The 14,837-nt window shown below is 66.3% G+C and carries 17 protein-coding genes; 9 read left to right on the top strand and 8 right to left on the bottom strand.

Going from position 1 to position 14,837, the window contains the following annotated elements; genetic code table 11:
• Positions 1-435 precede the first annotated feature (435 nt).
• The 4 genes from FG323_RS08685 (at position 436) to FG323_RS08670 (ending at position 3,082) form a co-directional block, all read left to right on the top strand.
• Positions 436-777 (top strand): hypothetical protein, encoded by a 342-nt coding sequence (locus FG323_RS08685; RefSeq protein ID WP_141454126.1) that lies wholly within the window; start codon positions 436-438, stop codon positions 775-777.
• 76 nt (positions 778-853) lie between these two features.
• The gene (locus FG323_RS08680) at positions 854-1,633 is read left to right on the top strand and encodes a hypothetical protein (protein WP_141454125.1); all 780 of its coding nucleotides are present in this window, start codon (positions 854-856) and stop codon (positions 1,631-1,633) included.
• 34 nt (positions 1,634-1,667) lie between these two features.
• Positions 1,668-1,868 (top strand): hypothetical protein, encoded by a 201-nt coding sequence (locus tag FG323_RS08675; RefSeq protein ID WP_141454124.1) that lies wholly within the window; start codon positions 1,668-1,670, stop codon positions 1,866-1,868.
• 110 nt (positions 1,869-1,978) lie between these two features.
• Positions 1,979-3,082 (top strand): hypothetical protein, encoded by a 1,104-nt coding sequence (locus tag FG323_RS08670; RefSeq protein WP_141454123.1) that lies wholly within the window; start codon positions 1,979-1,981, stop codon positions 3,080-3,082.
• Between the two features lie 111 nt (positions 3,083-3,193).
• On the opposite strand, the gene FG323_RS08665 is transcribed toward FG323_RS08670, so the two are convergent.
• Positions 3,194-4,645 carry a PLP-dependent aminotransferase family protein gene (locus tag FG323_RS08665; RefSeq protein WP_141454122.1) on the bottom strand — a complete coding sequence of 484 codons (1,452 nt, stop codon included), beginning with the start codon at positions 4,643-4,645 and terminating at the stop codon, positions 3,194-3,196.
• Between the two features lie 102 nt (positions 4,646-4,747).
• Here FG323_RS08665 and FG323_RS08660 point away from each other — a divergent pair, with 102 nt between their 5' ends.
• Entirely contained in the window at positions 4,748-5,239 is a 492-nt protein-coding gene (locus FG323_RS08660; RefSeq protein ID WP_141454121.1) for a hypothetical protein, read from the top strand.
• Positions 5,240-5,263: 24 nt separating this feature from the next.
• Here FG323_RS08660 and FG323_RS08655 read toward each other — a convergent pair whose 3' ends face one another.
• Entirely contained in the window at positions 5,264-5,767 is a 504-nt protein-coding gene (locus FG323_RS08655; protein WP_141454120.1) for a hypothetical protein, read from the bottom strand.
• A gap of 43 nt (positions 5,768-5,810) precedes the next feature.
• Positions 5,811-6,680: an AraC family transcriptional regulator gene (locus tag FG323_RS08650; protein ID WP_181444137.1), complete on the bottom strand. Its 870-nt coding sequence runs from the start codon at positions 6,678-6,680 to the stop codon at positions 5,811-5,813.
• 470 nt (positions 6,681-7,150) lie between these two features.
• On the opposite strand from FG323_RS08650, the gene FG323_RS08645 reads away from it, so the two are divergent.
• Complete coding sequence (locus FG323_RS08645; protein ID WP_141454118.1) at positions 7,151-10,255, top strand: TonB-dependent receptor; 3,105 nt, start codon at positions 7,151-7,153, stop codon at positions 10,253-10,255.
• A gap of 45 nt (positions 10,256-10,300) precedes the next feature.
• Here FG323_RS08645 and FG323_RS08640 read toward each other — a convergent pair whose 3' ends face one another.
• The 5 genes from FG323_RS08640 to FG323_RS08620 all read right to left on the bottom strand — a co-directional run bounded on the left by FG323_RS08640 (position 10,301) and on the right by FG323_RS08620 (position 12,635).
• Positions 10,301-10,564 (bottom strand): DUF6522 family protein, encoded by a 264-nt coding sequence (locus FG323_RS08640; RefSeq protein WP_141454117.1) that lies wholly within the window; start codon positions 10,562-10,564, stop codon positions 10,301-10,303.
• 73 nt (positions 10,565-10,637) lie between these two features.
• Entirely contained in the window at positions 10,638-11,111 is a 474-nt protein-coding gene (locus tag FG323_RS08635) for a DUF2231 domain-containing protein (RefSeq protein WP_141454116.1), read from the bottom strand.
• Entirely contained in the window at positions 11,108-11,452 is a 345-nt protein-coding gene (locus FG323_RS08630; protein ID WP_141454115.1) for a hypothetical protein, read from the bottom strand. The genes FG323_RS08635 and FG323_RS08630 overlap by 4 nt, the downstream gene beginning before the upstream one ends.
• A 12-nt stretch (positions 11,453-11,464) precedes the next feature.
• Positions 11,465-12,205: an RNA polymerase sigma factor gene (locus FG323_RS08625; protein WP_141454114.1), complete on the bottom strand. Its 741-nt coding sequence runs from the start codon at positions 12,203-12,205 to the stop codon at positions 11,465-11,467.
• Positions 12,206-12,266: 61 nt separating this feature from the next.
• A complete protein-coding gene (locus FG323_RS08620) occupies positions 12,267-12,635 on the bottom strand; it encodes a VOC family protein (protein WP_181444136.1) in 369 nt (122 codons plus the stop codon).
• A gap of 154 nt (positions 12,636-12,789) precedes the next feature.
• Here FG323_RS08620 and FG323_RS08615 point away from each other — a divergent pair, with 154 nt between their 5' ends.
• The 3 genes from FG323_RS08615 (at position 12,790) to FG323_RS08605 (ending at position 14,824) form a co-directional block, all read left to right on the top strand.
• The gene (locus FG323_RS08615; RefSeq protein ID WP_220094136.1) at positions 12,790-13,632 is read left to right on the top strand and encodes an N-acyl homoserine lactonase family protein; all 843 of its coding nucleotides are present in this window, start codon (positions 12,790-12,792) and stop codon (positions 13,630-13,632) included.
• Between the two features lie 111 nt (positions 13,633-13,743).
• Positions 13,744-14,418 carry a hypothetical protein gene (locus tag FG323_RS08610; RefSeq protein WP_141454111.1) on the top strand — a complete coding sequence of 225 codons (675 nt, stop codon included), beginning with the start codon at positions 13,744-13,746 and terminating at the stop codon, positions 14,416-14,418.
• The gene (locus FG323_RS08605) at positions 14,411-14,824 is read left to right on the top strand and encodes a hypothetical protein (protein WP_141454110.1); all 414 of its coding nucleotides are present in this window, start codon (positions 14,411-14,413) and stop codon (positions 14,822-14,824) included. Before FG323_RS08610 ends, FG323_RS08605 begins: the two co-directional genes overlap by 8 nt.
• Positions 14,825-14,837 lie beyond the last annotated feature (13 nt).

Here is a 14,837-nt window from a genome sequence, read left to right as displayed (position 1 = left end):
GACGGTCAATCGATGATGATGAAACCGAGCAACAGCGCGTGGCGCGGTTTCGTTCCATGAGCCTGCATTCCGAGGTTCAGAGTGCCAAAGCCTGTCACGCCCACGAAAGTTAGGGCAACTAACTTTTACGATTCAAGTTTCAAAGTTTCACTTCCCACATTTGTGGGTGTGACAGCACATCGATTTCGTCCGTCCTTCTGATTGACTTTCGCGCGAGGTCGGTTCGTGGTTCTTCGCGAACTGTCTCCCCTCGCCGTGATGGCGGTACAGGGAGTCGGACTGATCCCGGGAGGGAATTCGTCGGCAAGGGGCAGGCTTGGCCAGCGATCATCGTGCGGGGGGATGGAACTGGTGGCGTTGCCGGGATTCGGGATACGGTACGGCGCGGGTGGATGGGGGACCGATGGACCTGCCGGATCTTCTGACGGAACGCTCATGAAACGAGGCTGCGCCGCACTCCTGTTCCTTTTGCTGAGCGCTTGCTCGGCGGGTACGCCGGTCCAGGTCATCAACCGGTCGCAGACGCCGCTGCATGACGTCCGGGTTTCCGGCGCCGGCTTCTGCGTCCCGGTCGTGCCCGTGCTGGCGCCGGGGGAGATCCGCACGGTCCGGGTGGACCCGCGCGGAGAGTCCGGAATCGCCGTATCCTTCCGGGCAGGGGAGCGCCGGTTTGCCTTGCCGGCGCAGGGGTATTTCGAGGGGACCGGCCCGTATAGCGTCAGCGTGGTGGTGCAACCGGACCATTCGGTTTCGGTGAGCACGAAAATCGGTTTCTGAAACCGCTTGCCCGGTTGCTGGAAGACGGTGTGTTTCCGTGGGGATATCGAACGGACGCGTTTGAAAGGGAGATCACATGCGGCACAACCTGTTTGTCATTCTGCTGGCGCTGGCAAGCCTGACGGCATCCGCCGATGAGCCTGCGTTCAAGCCCCTGACGCCCGCCGAACGATCCGCGGCCTTGCAGTTGGCTTCGACGACCGGCGAGGCGTTGTACCGGCACGACCAGGCGGCCTGGCACGCGACCGATGCGCTGATGGCGCTCTGGAAGGGCACGCCGGATTCCCGTGTGGCCGGCTGGATCACGCAGGAAGCGGAAGGCGGGGTTGCCGTTGTATTCGTGGACCGCACGCCGGAAGCGCTGTACCGGGTCACGGTATCCGATGCGGGCGTGGCCGGGCCGGTCAACGCACTGGCCGCTCCGGAGCCGCTGAGCGCCTATGAGGCCGGGGCCGCCGCCGCGCGCGCGGTGGCGGCGGACGCGCGCTTCGAGCAGTGCGGTAAGCGCTACAACACCATCACGCTACCGGCAAACGACGACACGAGCACGTGGGCGGTCTACCTGATTCCCGGCACGACCACGTACGAGGACCTGCCGGTGGGCGGGGCTCATCGGGTGAGCGTGAAGGAGGGAAAGGTCGTCTCGCAGCGCGCCTACAGTCGCAGCTGCATCGTGCTGAAGAATGATCCCAAGGCCGTGGGACTCATGATCACCCATCTGCTGGATCCGGCTCCCACCGAAATCCACGTCTTCTGGAGCCTGTGGGCCAAGAAGACGTTCTATGTGATGACGCCGCCGGATGGCGTGCCGTGGACGGTGGACGGCAAGACCATCCAAGCGATGGAAAAGGACTGAGGGCAGCATGGGAACCATTGGCCGAGGAACCCAGATGATTCTGCTGGGCAGCGGGGTTTTCCTGCTGGGCAGCGGGCTGCATGCGCTGGAGCGCTGCTACCGGGAAGGTGAATGGGTAATCGTTCTGCGCAATGTGGCCTACGGGGATGGCCTGGCGATGTTCATCATAAGCGCCATGACCGTGATGGGCGCCTGTCTGGTCGTCAGCAGTGTGCGCCAGCTCCAGAAGCGGTGAGCTGACGAATCGCGGGCCACAGGCATGGATGGGAGCGCGGTTCGACGTAGGACGAACCCTCGTTCCGAGGCAATCAAACGCGGGCACATCAGAAAGGGAGGAGGTGTGATATGGCGAAGCATGGCGTGAACATCAAGCGGTCCCTGGTGGCGGCACTGGCGGTCGCGGTCATCGGGCCTGCGCTGGCGCACAAGCTGGCAACCCAATCGACCGCGGAAGAACGGCGGTTGGCGGGAATCACTTCCGGCACGATGGCGAGCGTGGAGCGGATGCTGGCGCGGCTGTCGGTATCCGCCTTCACCGAGCCGGTCCACGAGGAAATCACCAACCGCATCTATGGCTGCAATGGCGACATCTGCAGCGGAAGCGTGGCGACTTCAGCGCCTGTTCCCGTGCTGGCGGGGATCCGCTGGAATGATGATCCGCCTTTCCGGATGTCGCTCCAGCAGGCGCGCGGGATCAGCTGCAAGACGCGGGAGACCATCCGCTTCGAGACCCAGCCGAGTTGCTGGGTAGGCCTGTTCCTGGATGCCAACAAGGGCGCGGCCGCCGGCAAGGTGTACGGTCCGGGCGATGCGATGCTGTATCGCTCCCACTTTGGCGATCTCCAGTACCTGCATGCGATGGCGAGCCGGAACGGCGAACCCGCCGCACAGACCAAGGCGCGGCTGATGGGCTGGTTCGAGTTCACCTGGCGCGCGGCGCGCGGCGAGTACGACCTGGAAAAGCGCCTGAAGGAGATCCAGATTCCGACGATCCAGGAAGGCTATGGACGCGGGGAATGGCGCCTGCTGGATCTGTATACGCAGGGTGCCAGCGGGGGACTGCGCCGCTATGTGGACGACGTGGCATTCGGATCGCTGCTGCATACGTTGCAGGACAGCTATGCGGAAGGCCATGTGGACCGGGAGGACAGCAGCGGAATCCGGCAGTGCTCCGTGCGGGGACTGTCGGTCGCGGCGCCGGGCAACATTCTGGAGTTCCACGCGTACAACCAGCAGGACCACGGCAAGCATGCGGACGCGGATTCACGTGCCGCCTTCATGCGCGGGTATCAGGAAGCGGGAGATGTGGTCGAAGTGGGACGCCTGCTGGTCAAGGCGCGCGACCAGAAGGTGCCCTGGGAGGAGATGGCCCCCTTCTTCGATTGCGTATTTGCCTTGCAGCGTCCTGATGCCCCCGCCGGGCCGGGGGATTTCGTGGCGGAGTCGTGACCGCCGGCAATACCGGCGGACGAGGAAGCGCTCGAACGGATGACGGGCTAACCAGGCGGACGAGACTGCGGGAAAAAATGCAGATTGCGTCCGACGCAATCCGCACTCCACTCAATGCCTGCGCGGTCCATACTCCGCGTCCAGGCACTGCCGCAGCACTTCCAGCGCCTGTTCGATGTCGCCCACCGGCAGGCCGGCGTAGCCGAGGATCAGGCCGGCGCGATCCGGCGGATCGAGGTAGTAGGGGGCGATGGAGTACAGGCCCAGGCCCATGCGGCGGGCGCGGTCGACGAACTGGCGGCCCTGTTCGCGATCGCGGTGGTTGAGCCAGACCGGGATGTGCATGCCGGCCTGTGAGTCCACGAAGCTCAACCGGCCTTCGTTCATCCGGTGCAGGCCGTCCAACAGGGCGTCGCGGCGTTCGCGCAGCGCGATGAGCGAGCGGCGCAGGTGGCGGTCGCAGGCGCCGGAGGTCATGAAGCCGGCCAGCGCGGCCTGATCGATGGCGGAGGCGCCGAAGTCCTCCATCCATTTGGCCGAGATGAAATCCCGCCTCAATCCGCGCGGCACCACCAGGTAGCCCAGCCGCAGCGACGGGAACAGGGTCTTGGAGAAGGTGCCGACGTAGATCACCCGGCCGTGCTCGTCCTGCGACTTGAGCGAGGGCAGGGAGCGGGCGTCGTAGCGGATTTCGCCATCGTAGTCGTCCTCGATGATCCAGCACTCATTGCGCGCGGCGTAGTCCAGCAGCGCGGCGCGCCGTTCCGGCGGCAGGGTGCCGCCCTGCGGAAACTGGTGGGAGGGCGTGGTGTAGATGACGCGCGGCGCGGTCGTGGGCAAGGCCTCGACGATCAGGCCCTGGTCGTCCACCGGCACCGGCTGCAGCTGTGCGCCGTAGGCCTGCAGGATCACCCGGGCGGCGTAGTACTGCGGCTCCTCGATGCCGACCGGATCGCCGGGGTCGAACAGCACGCGCGCGCACAGCGACACCGCCTGCTGGGTGCCGGCGACGATCACCACGTCCTCCGGACGCGCTTCCACGCCGCGCCGCAGCACGTATTCGCAGATGGCCTGGCGCAGTTCCGGCAGGCCCTGCGCCCACGGATAGCCGGGCGAGGTGTACAGGGCGGCATGGCCGAGTTCGCGGGACCAGGCGGTGGTCACGGCCGGGTGCGTGTAGGGCGCGCCGTACTGGAACGAGAAGCGCACGCCGGGCACGCGCTTGCCGGGCAGGTTGTCCTGATCGTGGGCCTGGCGCGCGCGCGCGGTGAAGCGGGTCTGGGGCGGCAGCGGCGGTGTTTCCACCGGCGCGGGCGCGGGCCGCGCGGGCAGGGTCACGTAGCTGCCCGAACCCACCCGGCCATCGATGTAGCCTTCGATGCGCAATTGCTCGTAGGCCGCCAGCACGGTGTTGCGCGATACGCCCATCTGCTGGGACATGAAGCGGGTCGGCGGCAGCCGGCTGCCCTGGCGCAACTGACCGGTCGCCAGCGCCTGCTTGAGCGCGCGGGTCAGCTGCGCGTGCAGGGGGCCATTTCCATCGAGTTGCAGCTGCGTGAGCATCCGGTTCCTCCCAATGGCCCTATTAGATCCGGGTGGATTGGCCCTTGATGGAGCCATTCGCATTGTTTCAGATAGGGCCAAATTGGCAATCGGGAGGCCGTGATGGCCAGTCGAAGCGAGGCGTTCCACCCGCTGCCGCCGGTTCCACCGGCGGTGTTCTGGTCGGTCATGGGCGGCACCGCCGCGGCGATGCTGGATCTGGCGGTGGCGGCGGCCTACTGGGGGCCGCGCGGGGTCGCGCCGGACCGCATCTTCCAGTCGATTGCCGCGTGGCTGCTGGGGCCGGCGGCCTTCACCGGCGGCGAGGGCACGGTCGCGCTCGGTGCGGTGCTGTACGCGGGCGTGCTGTCGGGCGTGATGGGCGCCTACCGGCTGCTGGCGCGGCGCTCGCCGGTGCTGTTGCGCCGTCCGTTCGGCGCGGGCGCGGTGTATGGCGCGTCGATGTACGGGTTGATCTTCCTGGTGTTCGTGCCGCACTTCAGCGCGGCCACGCCCGCCACCCACGCGTGGCAGTGGCATGCGGTCTGCGTGGCGGCGTACGTGTTGTTGATCGGCATTCCCGCCGCGCTGCTGGCGCGCATCCAGGCGCGCTGACGGCGGTGTGCGGCGCGTCCGGGTTCAGGCCCGGCCGTGCGCCAGTCCGGCATCGCCGGGCGCGCGGGGCGCGAGCGCATAGCGTGCGCACAGCACGCCGATCAGCGCGTGCATCGCGATGCTGGCCGCGACCCAGCCGATATCCTTGAAACTCGCCATGCCGGCGGCCGACAGCGGCAGCACGACGAAGTTCATCACCAGATACAGGAAAAGTCCGTAGAGCGCGCCCATCGCGAGCGGACGCAGACGCAGCGACGCAACGCGCGTGGCCATCTGCCGGTAGGCGGCGACGAACAGGAACATGATCGCGAAGTGGGACACCGCGCCGACACCGGCGGTCTGCACGCCGCCGGCGAAACTGGCTTCGCCGTACCAGCCGGCGGCGATGGATTGCAGGATGCGGATTGGCGGCACGTCATGGCTGATCCACCAGAACCCCATCGCGAACACCAGATCGGCCATGCCCGCCACCAGGGCGCCGAGGCCGACGCGCGGCCAGCCCGAGACGCGTGAATCTTCGCGGTGCATCGCAATTCCCCTTGTGATGGATGGTATGGACGGGTCGCTGCTTTCAGGCGGCCCGCGAAGCCCGCGACAGGGCGTGCCGGCGGATGCCCGTGGGCGTGGCGCCAAACGTGGTCTTGAACGCACGACAGAACGCGCTCTGGTTTTCATAGCCCAGCCGCAGCGAGATGTCGAGGATGGACAGATCGGTGCCGCGGATGAGTTCCAGCGCCCGGCGATCCCGCAGGCGCGAAGCGTATTCGAAAGGCGTTTCGCCGAACACCCGGCGGTGCATGCGCAACAGGTGGCAGGGCGAATAGTTGGCCAGCCGGGCCAGCGCATCCAGATCCAGGCGCTGGCCGGGGTCGCAGTGGATCGCATGGCGGACACGCAACAGCCGGGTCATGGTCTGGTGGCGCAGCGGCTGCGTGCGTCCCGCGCAGCGTGCGAGCGCGCCGTGCAGATCCGATTGCCAGTGCGCGAGGTTTTCCATCACGGTGGTGACGGCATCTTCCGGCGGTTCACGCGCGCGGTCGCGAACCGGGGCGGCCAGCGCGATCAAACCGTGGGCCAACCCGCGCGGGATGCGCGCCTGCCAGGGCAGCAGCGGCCCGCTCTCGGTGTATCGATGCGGCCGCCATGGCCAGGCCTGGCGCGGACCCGTGACCACCAGCCAGGCCTGTGGCCGCGAACTGCGGCAGCGAAGCACGCCATCTCCCCAGGCCTGGCCGTGGCCCGCGCCGAGGTGCCATTCCAGTTCACCGGACTGCAGGCGCAGATCGCCGCGCAGGGACCAGCAGAGGCTCATCCATTGCGCGGGCACGATGAGTCCGCTGCCCCGTCCCTGGGCCAGCACGACGTGCAATCCGTGCGCGGTTTCGCGATGCAGATCCAGCTGGCCGAACTGGCGCAGCCGGTGCGGGACGAGTTCGAACATGGCGATTCTCTCTCCGTGCCGGCGCATGCGGGGATGCCCGCCGGCAACGGCCACACCCTAGGAGCTGGCGCTTGCTTCACCGAGAGCCAATCGCGCGTCCGGCGAGCAGGCCAATCCCGGGAAGCGTGGAAAAAAGAAGGCCACGAATCGCGGTCGTGGCCTTCAGGCCGGAGCAGAGAGAGCGGGTTCCGGCGGCCTGAATACTGCGGCCCTGCATCGACGCGCGTTGTGCCGTGGTCGCGCAAATCGTATGCGCCGGTTGCGCACGCGTGCGAAAGCGGTTGCATCCGAACCGGACTCATCCGGCCACGGACGCGGCACAAAACTCAATTTCCGCACATCCGGAAAGTAAACGGATCGTTAGCCTCCTCGCGTCAGGCGTGGGGGAGACCGGCACCTGATTCGCCGCATCACGCGCCCGGCGCGTGGTCGTGATCCTTGATCTGCAGGAGAACCAGAGAGTGCGAACCATGAGCATCAACCGAAACATGCACCGCTTGACCCGGGGACTGAAGCGCACCGCGCTGTGCACCGCGCTGGGGGTGTGCTTCGTCGGCGGCGTGCATGCGCAATCGAATACGTCCGGCGCCATCACCGGACGCGCCACCGCCGGTGAAACCATCACCATCACCAATCCGGCCACCGGTTTCAGCCGCAGCGTCACCGTGGGCAGCGACGGCAGCTACCGCTTCTCGGCCTTGCCGACCGGCCAGTACACGGTGACCACCGCCGGCGGCGCCAGCCGCACGGTCAGCGTCAGCGTGGGCACGGCGACCACCGCCGATCTCGTCGCCAGCGGCGGCGGAAGCGCGACCACGCTGGATGCGGTCACCGTGGTCGGCTCCAGCGCGGTCAACCCGATCGACGTGTCCTCGGTGGAGTCCACCACCATCCTGACCGCCGAACAGATCGCACGGATCCCGGTGGCGCGCGATGCCACCAGCGTGGCGCTGCTGGCGCCGGGCACGGTGCGCGGCGATGCGGCGTTCGGCAACCTGGCCTCGTTCGGCGGTTCGTCGGTGGCCGAGAACCAGTACTACGTCAACGGCTTCAACATCACCAACACTTTCCGCGGACTGAACTTCACCCAGGTGCCGTTCGAGGCGATTGCCGAACAGCAGGTCAAGACCGGTGGCTACGGCGCCGAGTTCGGCCGTTCGCTGGGCGGCGTGCTCAACCAGATCACCAAGCGCGGCAGCAACGAGTTCCATGCCGGCGCCAACATCTTTTACGAACCCAAGTCGCTGCGCGAGGAAACCGAGAACGTCCACTATTCCAATCCGCTGGTGCCCGGCAGCCTGGGACGGGTGCAGGAAGACAATTCCCGTGACAGGGAATGGCAGGCCACCGCCTCGGTCTGGGCCAGCGGCGCGCTGATCCAGGATCGCCTGTTCGCCTACGGCCTGGTCCAGTACGAGCGCGAGGAAGCCGATACCTGGAACAGTGTGGTGGCCAGCACCAATACCAGCGCGGTCACCAAGACGCCGAACTGGGTGGTCAAGCTGGACTGGCAGATCACCGACAGCCACCTGCTGGAATTCACCGGCATTTCGGACAAGCGGGAAGTCGAGACCGCAGTGTACGGAAATACCGTGGGCCGGCTGGATCGGCAGGCGCTGATCGGCACCAACTTCCAGGAGGCCGGCGGCGACAACTACATCCTCAAGTACACCGGCTACCTGACCGACAACTTCACCCTGTCGGCGCTGGCTGGCCTGGGCAAGTCCTCGCGCGCCCAGCATCTGCGCACCGCCGACGGACGGGATGTCCGCTACGGCGGCAACCTCGACCAGCCGGCCAGCGGCTGCCCGTTGATCGTGGACGCGCGCCCGCAGTATCGCCGCGATCTGACCAACGGCGGCCTGCCCTACGTCAGCACCTGCAACATCACCGGCGGCGCGATCCAGGGCGCCAACAACGAGGACACCCGCCACCAGTTCCGGGTGGATGCGGAATGGCAGCTGGCGACCCACCGCCTGCAGTTCGGCATCGACATCGACAACTACGAGTCCGTGGCCGGCACGTCGATCGAAGGCGGCCGGACCTGGCGGTATGCGACCAACAACGGCACGGATGGGCAGCCGGAGACGGGCGACGAATACGACGTCGTGCGCGAGCAGATCGTCAACCAGGGCTCGTCCAACGAAATCAAGCAGCGCGCCTTCTACCTCCAGGACAGCTGGAACGTCACCGACACCTTCATCGCCTACCTGGGCCTGCGCTGGGACACCTTCGACAACCGCGACGGTTTCGGCAACAGCTTCGTGAAGGTCGAGAACCAGCTGGGCCCGCGGCTGGGATTCTCCTGGGACGTCAACGGCGACTCCACCCTGAAGATCTTTGGCAATGCCGGCCGCTACGCCTTGCCGCTGACCGCCGACGTCGCCACGCGCGGCGCCTCGGCCTCGGTGTTCACCCGCCAGGAGTTCCGTTTCACCGACGTCGATCCGATCACCGGCGCGCCCGTCGGATTGACGCCGGAAGGCGACCTGACCTACATCAACGGCGAGTTCGGCGAACCGAAGAATCCGCGGACCATCGCGGCCAAGGACCTGGATCCGATGTACCAGGACGAGTTCATCCTCGGCTTCCAGGCGGCACTGACCGAGCACCTGAATCTTGGTGTACGCGGCATCTACCGCAAGCTGAAGGCGGCCATCGACGACAACTGCGACTACACCGCCATCCTGGAATCGGCCGGTTTCCATCTGGACGAAGAAGATGGCTGGCTCGACGCGCAGGGTCGCGCCGCGGCGCTGCCGGGCGCGGGATTCCCGTATTGCCGCATCTTCAATCCGGGCAAGGACGCGGTGTTCCTGACCGATCTGTACGGCGACGGCAACCTCACCCCGGTGCGGGTGGAAGGCTCGCGTCTATCACCGGAGGCGAAGCGGTCGTACAGCGCCATCGAGCTGTTCATGGACGGTAGCTGGGACAACTTCTTCTTCCAGGGTTCGTACACGTATGGCCGCAGCCGCGGCAACACCGAAGGCGGGGTGAAGTCCGACATCGGCCAGGCGAACACCAACACCACCCAGGACTTCGACTACATCGAACTGACCACGGATACCTACGGTTACCTGCCCAACGACCGCCGCCACAGCCTGAAACTGTTCGGCAACTACGAGTTCAACGAGGAATGGTCGATCGGCGCCAATCTGGTGGTGCAATCCGGACGGCCGCTCAACTGCTTCGGCGTGTACGCGCCCTGGCCGAGCAGGACCGGCTTCCATCCCTACGGTTCGTCGTTCATGCGTTGCGGCACCACCGAGGCCGGCCAGGCGCTGGGACCGGACGGCAACCCGGCCAATCCGGTGCAGGCGTTCCCGCGCGGCACCAAGGGACGCCTGCCGTGGACGCGGCAGCTGGATCTCAATCTGCGCTACGCGCCGGCATGGGCGAAGGGATTGCAGTTCAAGGTGGACGTGTTCAACGTGTTCAACGAGCAGAAGGTCACCTCGGTCAGCGAGAGCGCCGAGGACGGATCCACCGGCATCCCGGTGGACACCTACCTGTTGCCGCTCTCGTTCCAGACACCGCGCTCGGTGCGCTTCATGGTGCAGTACGACTTCTGATCAGGCGGAGGTCCGTGCATGGCCGTCTTCGGACGGCCGTGCTTCTCAGGATGCCGCGGGCGTGTCGAGAATCCGCCCCTGCGCATCCACCACGAAGCGGGCGCGATGGCCGGCGTGATAGAAGCTGACCCGCCAGGTGCCCTCGTCCTCGCCGGTGCCGCGCTCGCATAGCACGGTGATCTTTTCGGCGTCCATCAATTGGCGGAACACCGCCACGTCCAGGCCCAGTTCGCGCGCCACCGCCGTGCCGTCCACTTCGATGGGCGCGTGGGTGCGGGTGGGGTGGAAGGACAGGGGCAGGGTGGTCATGGTCGGCTCCGGGCGAGACGCATTGTCGCCCGGAGACGAGGTGGCGGGTCTTGACCTGCATCAAGGCCGGCGGCTAGCCGGGTTTGTGGTGCGACGGCGGGAGTCCGCGCGCATGTGATTCATCGCTTCCCTCGCGTTGCACGCCCACGCCATGCGTGTAGACCAGGCTGCCGCCCAGCCAGCCGGTCACGCACAGGGCCAGGAAGCCGATGATGCTCAGGGCCAGCTCGAGCGCGTCGGGCGGGTGCAGGGTCTTGCCGTGCAAACGCAGCATCAGGCTGGCGGTGTAGCTGCTCCAGGCGATCAGCGCCATCAGCAGATGGCGGTTGGCCACGCGCAGGGCGGGGTTGTCGTTGGGAATCTTCATCAGCTCGACGAATCCGGCCGCCATCGTGGCGAGCGCGCTGATCGCGCCTATCAGCAGCAGGCCGCCGGCGACCCGCCAGGCCGGCTCGCCCCACCACCGGCCGCCGACATCGGCGAGCGTGGCCAGCGTCCAGCAGGCGATGGGGAAATGCACCAGCGCGGGATGCAGCGGATGTTTCATACCGCCAGCACGGCGCTCAACAGGGTGAGGACACCGGCGATGGCGACGCCGGCATGCACGAACACCACTGCCTTGGGCGCAACCCGGCCGCGCAGGTGGATCGAGGCCAGGAAGAAGCCGCCGAGCGCGGCGAGGATGAGGATGGCCAGGGCGGCGGTGACCCGCGCGGAGGCGCCGCCCTGCACGATCGTGAGGATCAGCAGGATGAGTCCACTGGCGCCGAGCAGGGCGTGCAGGATGGAGATTGCCCACGGGGCGAGATGGCCGCGCAGCACGCGGCTGGCCATGAACAGACCGCCGATGGCGGCGATGGCGAAGACGATCAAGGCGGTGGTCAACATGGTGTTCTCCCTTCAGATGGCGGGCGGGCTATCGGGCAGGTGGGAGCGGGAAGGTTCGGCCGGTGACGGATCCAGCCGCCTCAGCACTTCGTCGGTCATGCGTTCGCAGCGGGAACCGAGGAAGGGAAAGGCATCGGTGAGGGTTGTCGCGAGGGTGTCGCGCAGGGCCGCCCGCAGTTGCCGGCGGGCGCGATGCAACCGGGTCTTCACGGTTTCCTCGCGCAGATCGAGCGCGGCGGCGGTTTCCTCCACCGTGCACTCCTCGATCTCGCGCAGGACGAACACGAGGCGGAACGGTTCGGGCAGGCCGTCGATGGCGTGTTCGACCAGGGCGCGGATCTGCGCGCGCGTCGCGGCGGCGGCGGGATCCTCGTGGCCGAAGCGCGCGGGGAAGACCAGCACGCGATCTTCATGCTGCGCGGCTTCGAGCTGCGCCATGTCCACGGTGGCGCGACGCTGGCGCAGGCGTCCGTAGGCGACGTTGAGCACGATGCGGGTCAGCCAGGTGAGCAGCGAGGCCTCGCCGCGGAAACCGTCGATCTTCTCGTACGCGTGCACGTAGGCCTCCTGGACCACGTCCTCGGCTTCGGCGTCGTCATTGACCACGCCGCGCGCGACCCGGAACAGGCGCTGGTTGCAGCGCCGCATGACCTGGCGGAACGCGTCGCGGTCGCCGTACCTGACCCAGGCGACCAGCGTGGCGTCGTCCATGGCGGCGTAGTCGCGGGCCAGCGGGGGATGAACAGGGCTCATGGCATCTCCTCTCTTACCCATCGGATGCAGCAGGGGCCGCGAGGTTCCCGCGCGTGGCGCGCTACAGCGGCTCGCCCAGGTAGAGCGTGTGGCCCTGGTCGTCGCGGAGGACGACCTCGCGCGTGTTCCAGGGCGTCTCGTGTACATCCTTGACCAGCGGCACGCCACGGGCCTTGAGCCCGGCGGCGAACGCGGCGACGCCGTCGGTTTCCAGATACAGGTGGAAGTGCCCGCCTTCCTCCACCCAGGCGATGGAGGGGTCGGGCTCGTCGACCTGCTTGAGGTGGAAGATCTGCGCGCCGGCGCGGATGCCGACGTAGAAATCCTCGTAGTTGAAGGCAATCTGGAACCCCAGGGTTTCGGTGTAGAACCGCAGGGATGCGCGCAGATCGGTGGTGCGCAGCTGGGGGATGATGCCGGTGATGGACATGGTGGCCTCCGGTGGCGACCCCGCTCGCCGGACGTCATGGCGGTGGGCCGGGGCCCACCCTACACCTTCCGCCGATACCGGACCCGGCGTTGCAACGTAAATCCCTCGCGCCAAGGCATACTGCGCGCCATTGCACGCCATGCCCGAGGGCCTCGTGAACGCACGTCTTTGCCGGTTCGTTTTCGCACTGTTCGCATTGCCGTTGTCCCTGGCCGCCGCCAAAGCTCCGGCTCCGGTCGAACTGCGTCTGTGGCGGCTGGATTGCGGGCAGCTGTGGACCTACAACCTGGACGAGATGTCCGACACCCGCGCCTATGTGGGGCAGAGCAAACTGTTCGTCGGCAGCTGTTACCTGATCCGCCATGGCAACGACTACCTGCTGTGGGATACCGGCTTGTCGCGCGAGTACCTGGGCAAGCCGCTGACGCAGGGCAAGGAGGATTCCACCGCGCTGGCGAAAACCGTGGTGGACCAGCTGGCGCAGATCAGGGTGAAGCCGGCGCAGATAACGAAGGTGGGCATCAGCCACTACCACTTCGATCATGTCGGCCAGGCGGCGGAGTTCCCGCAGGCCACGCTGCTGATCGGTGCGGGCGACTACGCGGTGCTGGGCACGCCGGGCCACGAGGAGCGGACGAAGCGGTTTGCGCCGTGGCTGGGCAAGGATGCGAAAGTGGAGAAGGTGCGCGGGGATCTGGACGTGTTCGGCGACGGCAGCGTGGTGATGCTCGACCTGCCCGGGCACACGCCCGGCCACCACGGCCTGCTGGTGAACCTGCCGAAGCGCGGCCCGGTGCTGCTGTCCGGCGACGTGGTGCATCTGCACGAGAACCTCGATACCCGCGGCGTGCCCTCGTTCAACACCGACCGCGCGCAGTCGCTGGCTTCGATGGACCGCTTCGCCAGTCTTGCGAGGAACCTCAAGGCGACGCTGGTCATCCAGCACGAGGAGGCGGATGTGGGGAAATTGCCGGGGTTTCCGGAGGCGGCGGAGTAGGGAAAACCTCCATGCCGCCGTAGAAGAGCTGCCCTAGATTGCTTCTTTGAGCTTGATTTGACCCCCCGGTGCCTGGCGGCATAATGCGTTGAGGAAACGGGGAGAGGCAGGATGGCCGAATCGACGGGGAGCTTTTCGCTGGCAGCGATGGAACGGCGTTTGATGGCAATTCCCGACGGACCCGCTACGGTTCTCAATACCCCTGGATGGGTGTGGTGGCTGAATGTGCTGGGTGGTGTCGGCGTTGTTGTCGGGCTGGCCTCCTCGGTGTTAGTACAGTTCATTCGCCCGCAGGTATGGATGGTGTACTTGGCGCAGGCGGGAACCTTCACGGCGATTGCTGGTTGGGCGCCCTTCATCCTGCGCTCGTTGTGGGTGATCCTTCGAAGCGTCAGGAACTGGAAGGGCGAGCAAGCCGCGCAACTGGACCACGATGTCGGTCACTTTCGCGAACTGACGGATTGGCTGGTTACCTTTCCCAAAGGCCAGTTGGTTGAGTACCGGCGCATGACATCGTTGTGGCGACAGCAGTTGGATACGAAAGTGGGGCTGCTTTCCGGAGGCTTCTCCCGACTGGGTTTTCTGCCGGTTGCTGCGGCGCTGTTCCTGTTGCTGATGAACCGGGAAAGCCTTCTCGCCATTCCCGGATGGTTGGCCATGTTGGGGGCTTTTGTCGTACTGCTGTACCTGATTTCAACTTCTGGTGCATTGATGAAGATCCGTGTGGATCTTTACGACACACTGCTGGCCAACGCGATTGAGCGGAAAGGAGGCAGGCATGACTGATTCTTGGGGAACCGGGCTGCTTCTGGTAATGGTTGCGCTAGCCATCTGGGCCGCCATACGGAGACGTGCGCAGGCCAAGCGATTGCTGGAAGAGTCGTTTTCTGCACTGGAGTTTGATACTCCTGAAGGTCGCGTCAATGGAGAACGCGTAACCGTGGTCAGCAAGCGGCAGGAGTACATGAATGCCATGTGGTCAGGGCGCCAGATCGGCGCAATGCAGTCGTCGGACGCTTTCTGGTACTGCGTCGGACCAGGGCCCTCCTATTTCCTGGTCGTTCCGTCGCTGACCAATCGATGGAGCGGCTTGGATCTGAAATGGATCGTCAGGCCGCTGACCGAGGAGCGTATGCGGGCGGCGCTGCAAGGTGATCGTACGGGCATGCAGCGCGCGTTCGGGGCATCCTGACGAGTTTCCGTTC

The organism is Pseudoxanthomonas sp. z9 (assembly GCF_006542425.1).
Lineage (GTDB): Bacteria > Pseudomonadota > Gammaproteobacteria > Xanthomonadales > Xanthomonadaceae > Pseudoxanthomonas_A.
Note: the sequence above shows the minus strand (reverse complement) of the source record. Positions and strands in the feature narration are given on the sequence as shown.

Excerpts from the sequence above, each read along its gene's own strand:
- FG323_RS08685 (WP_141454126.1), top strand. The coding sequence starts at position 436 with ATGAAACGAGGCTGCGCCGCACTCCTGTTCCTTTTGCTGAGCGCTTGC.
- FG323_RS08680 (WP_141454125.1), top strand. The coding sequence starts at position 854 with ATGCGGCACAACCTGTTTGTCATTCTGCTGGCGCTGGCAAGCCTGACG.
- FG323_RS08675 (WP_141454124.1), top strand. The coding sequence starts at position 1,668 with ATGATTCTGCTGGGCAGCGGGGTTTTCCTGCTGGGCAGCGGGCTGCAT.
- FG323_RS08670 (WP_141454123.1), top strand. The coding sequence starts at position 1,979 with ATGGCGAAGCATGGCGTGAACATCAAGCGGTCCCTGGTGGCGGCACTG.
- FG323_RS08665 (WP_141454122.1), bottom strand. The coding sequence starts at position 4,645 with ATGCTCACGCAGCTGCAACTCGATGGAAATGGCCCCCTGCACGCGCAG.
- FG323_RS08660 (WP_141454121.1), top strand. The coding sequence starts at position 4,748 with ATGGCCAGTCGAAGCGAGGCGTTCCACCCGCTGCCGCCGGTTCCACCG.
- FG323_RS08655 (WP_141454120.1), bottom strand. The coding sequence starts at position 5,767 with ATGCACCGCGAAGATTCACGCGTCTCGGGCTGGCCGCGCGTCGGCCTC.
- FG323_RS08650 (WP_181444137.1), bottom strand. The coding sequence starts at position 6,680 with ATGTTCGAACTCGTCCCGCACCGGCTGCGCCAGTTCGGCCAGCTGGAT.
- FG323_RS08645 (WP_141454118.1), top strand. The coding sequence starts at position 7,151 with ATGAGCATCAACCGAAACATGCACCGCTTGACCCGGGGACTGAAGCGC.
- FG323_RS08640 (WP_141454117.1), bottom strand. The coding sequence starts at position 10,564 with ATGACCACCCTGCCCCTGTCCTTCCACCCCACCCGCACCCACGCGCCC.
- FG323_RS08635 (WP_141454116.1), bottom strand. The coding sequence starts at position 11,111 with ATGAAACATCCGCTGCATCCCGCGCTGGTGCATTTCCCCATCGCCTGC.
- FG323_RS08630 (WP_141454115.1), bottom strand. The coding sequence starts at position 11,452 with ATGTTGACCACCGCCTTGATCGTCTTCGCCATCGCCGCCATCGGCGGT.
- FG323_RS08625 (WP_141454114.1), bottom strand. The coding sequence starts at position 12,205 with ATGAGCCCTGTTCATCCCCCGCTGGCCCGCGACTACGCCGCCATGGAC.
- FG323_RS08620 (WP_181444136.1), bottom strand. The coding sequence starts at position 12,635 with ATGTCCATCACCGGCATCATCCCCCAGCTGCGCACCACCGATCTGCGC.
- FG323_RS08610 (WP_141454111.1), top strand. The coding sequence starts at position 13,744 with ATGGCCGAATCGACGGGGAGCTTTTCGCTGGCAGCGATGGAACGGCGT.
- FG323_RS08605 (WP_141454110.1), top strand. The coding sequence starts at position 14,411 with ATGACTGATTCTTGGGGAACCGGGCTGCTTCTGGTAATGGTTGCGCTA.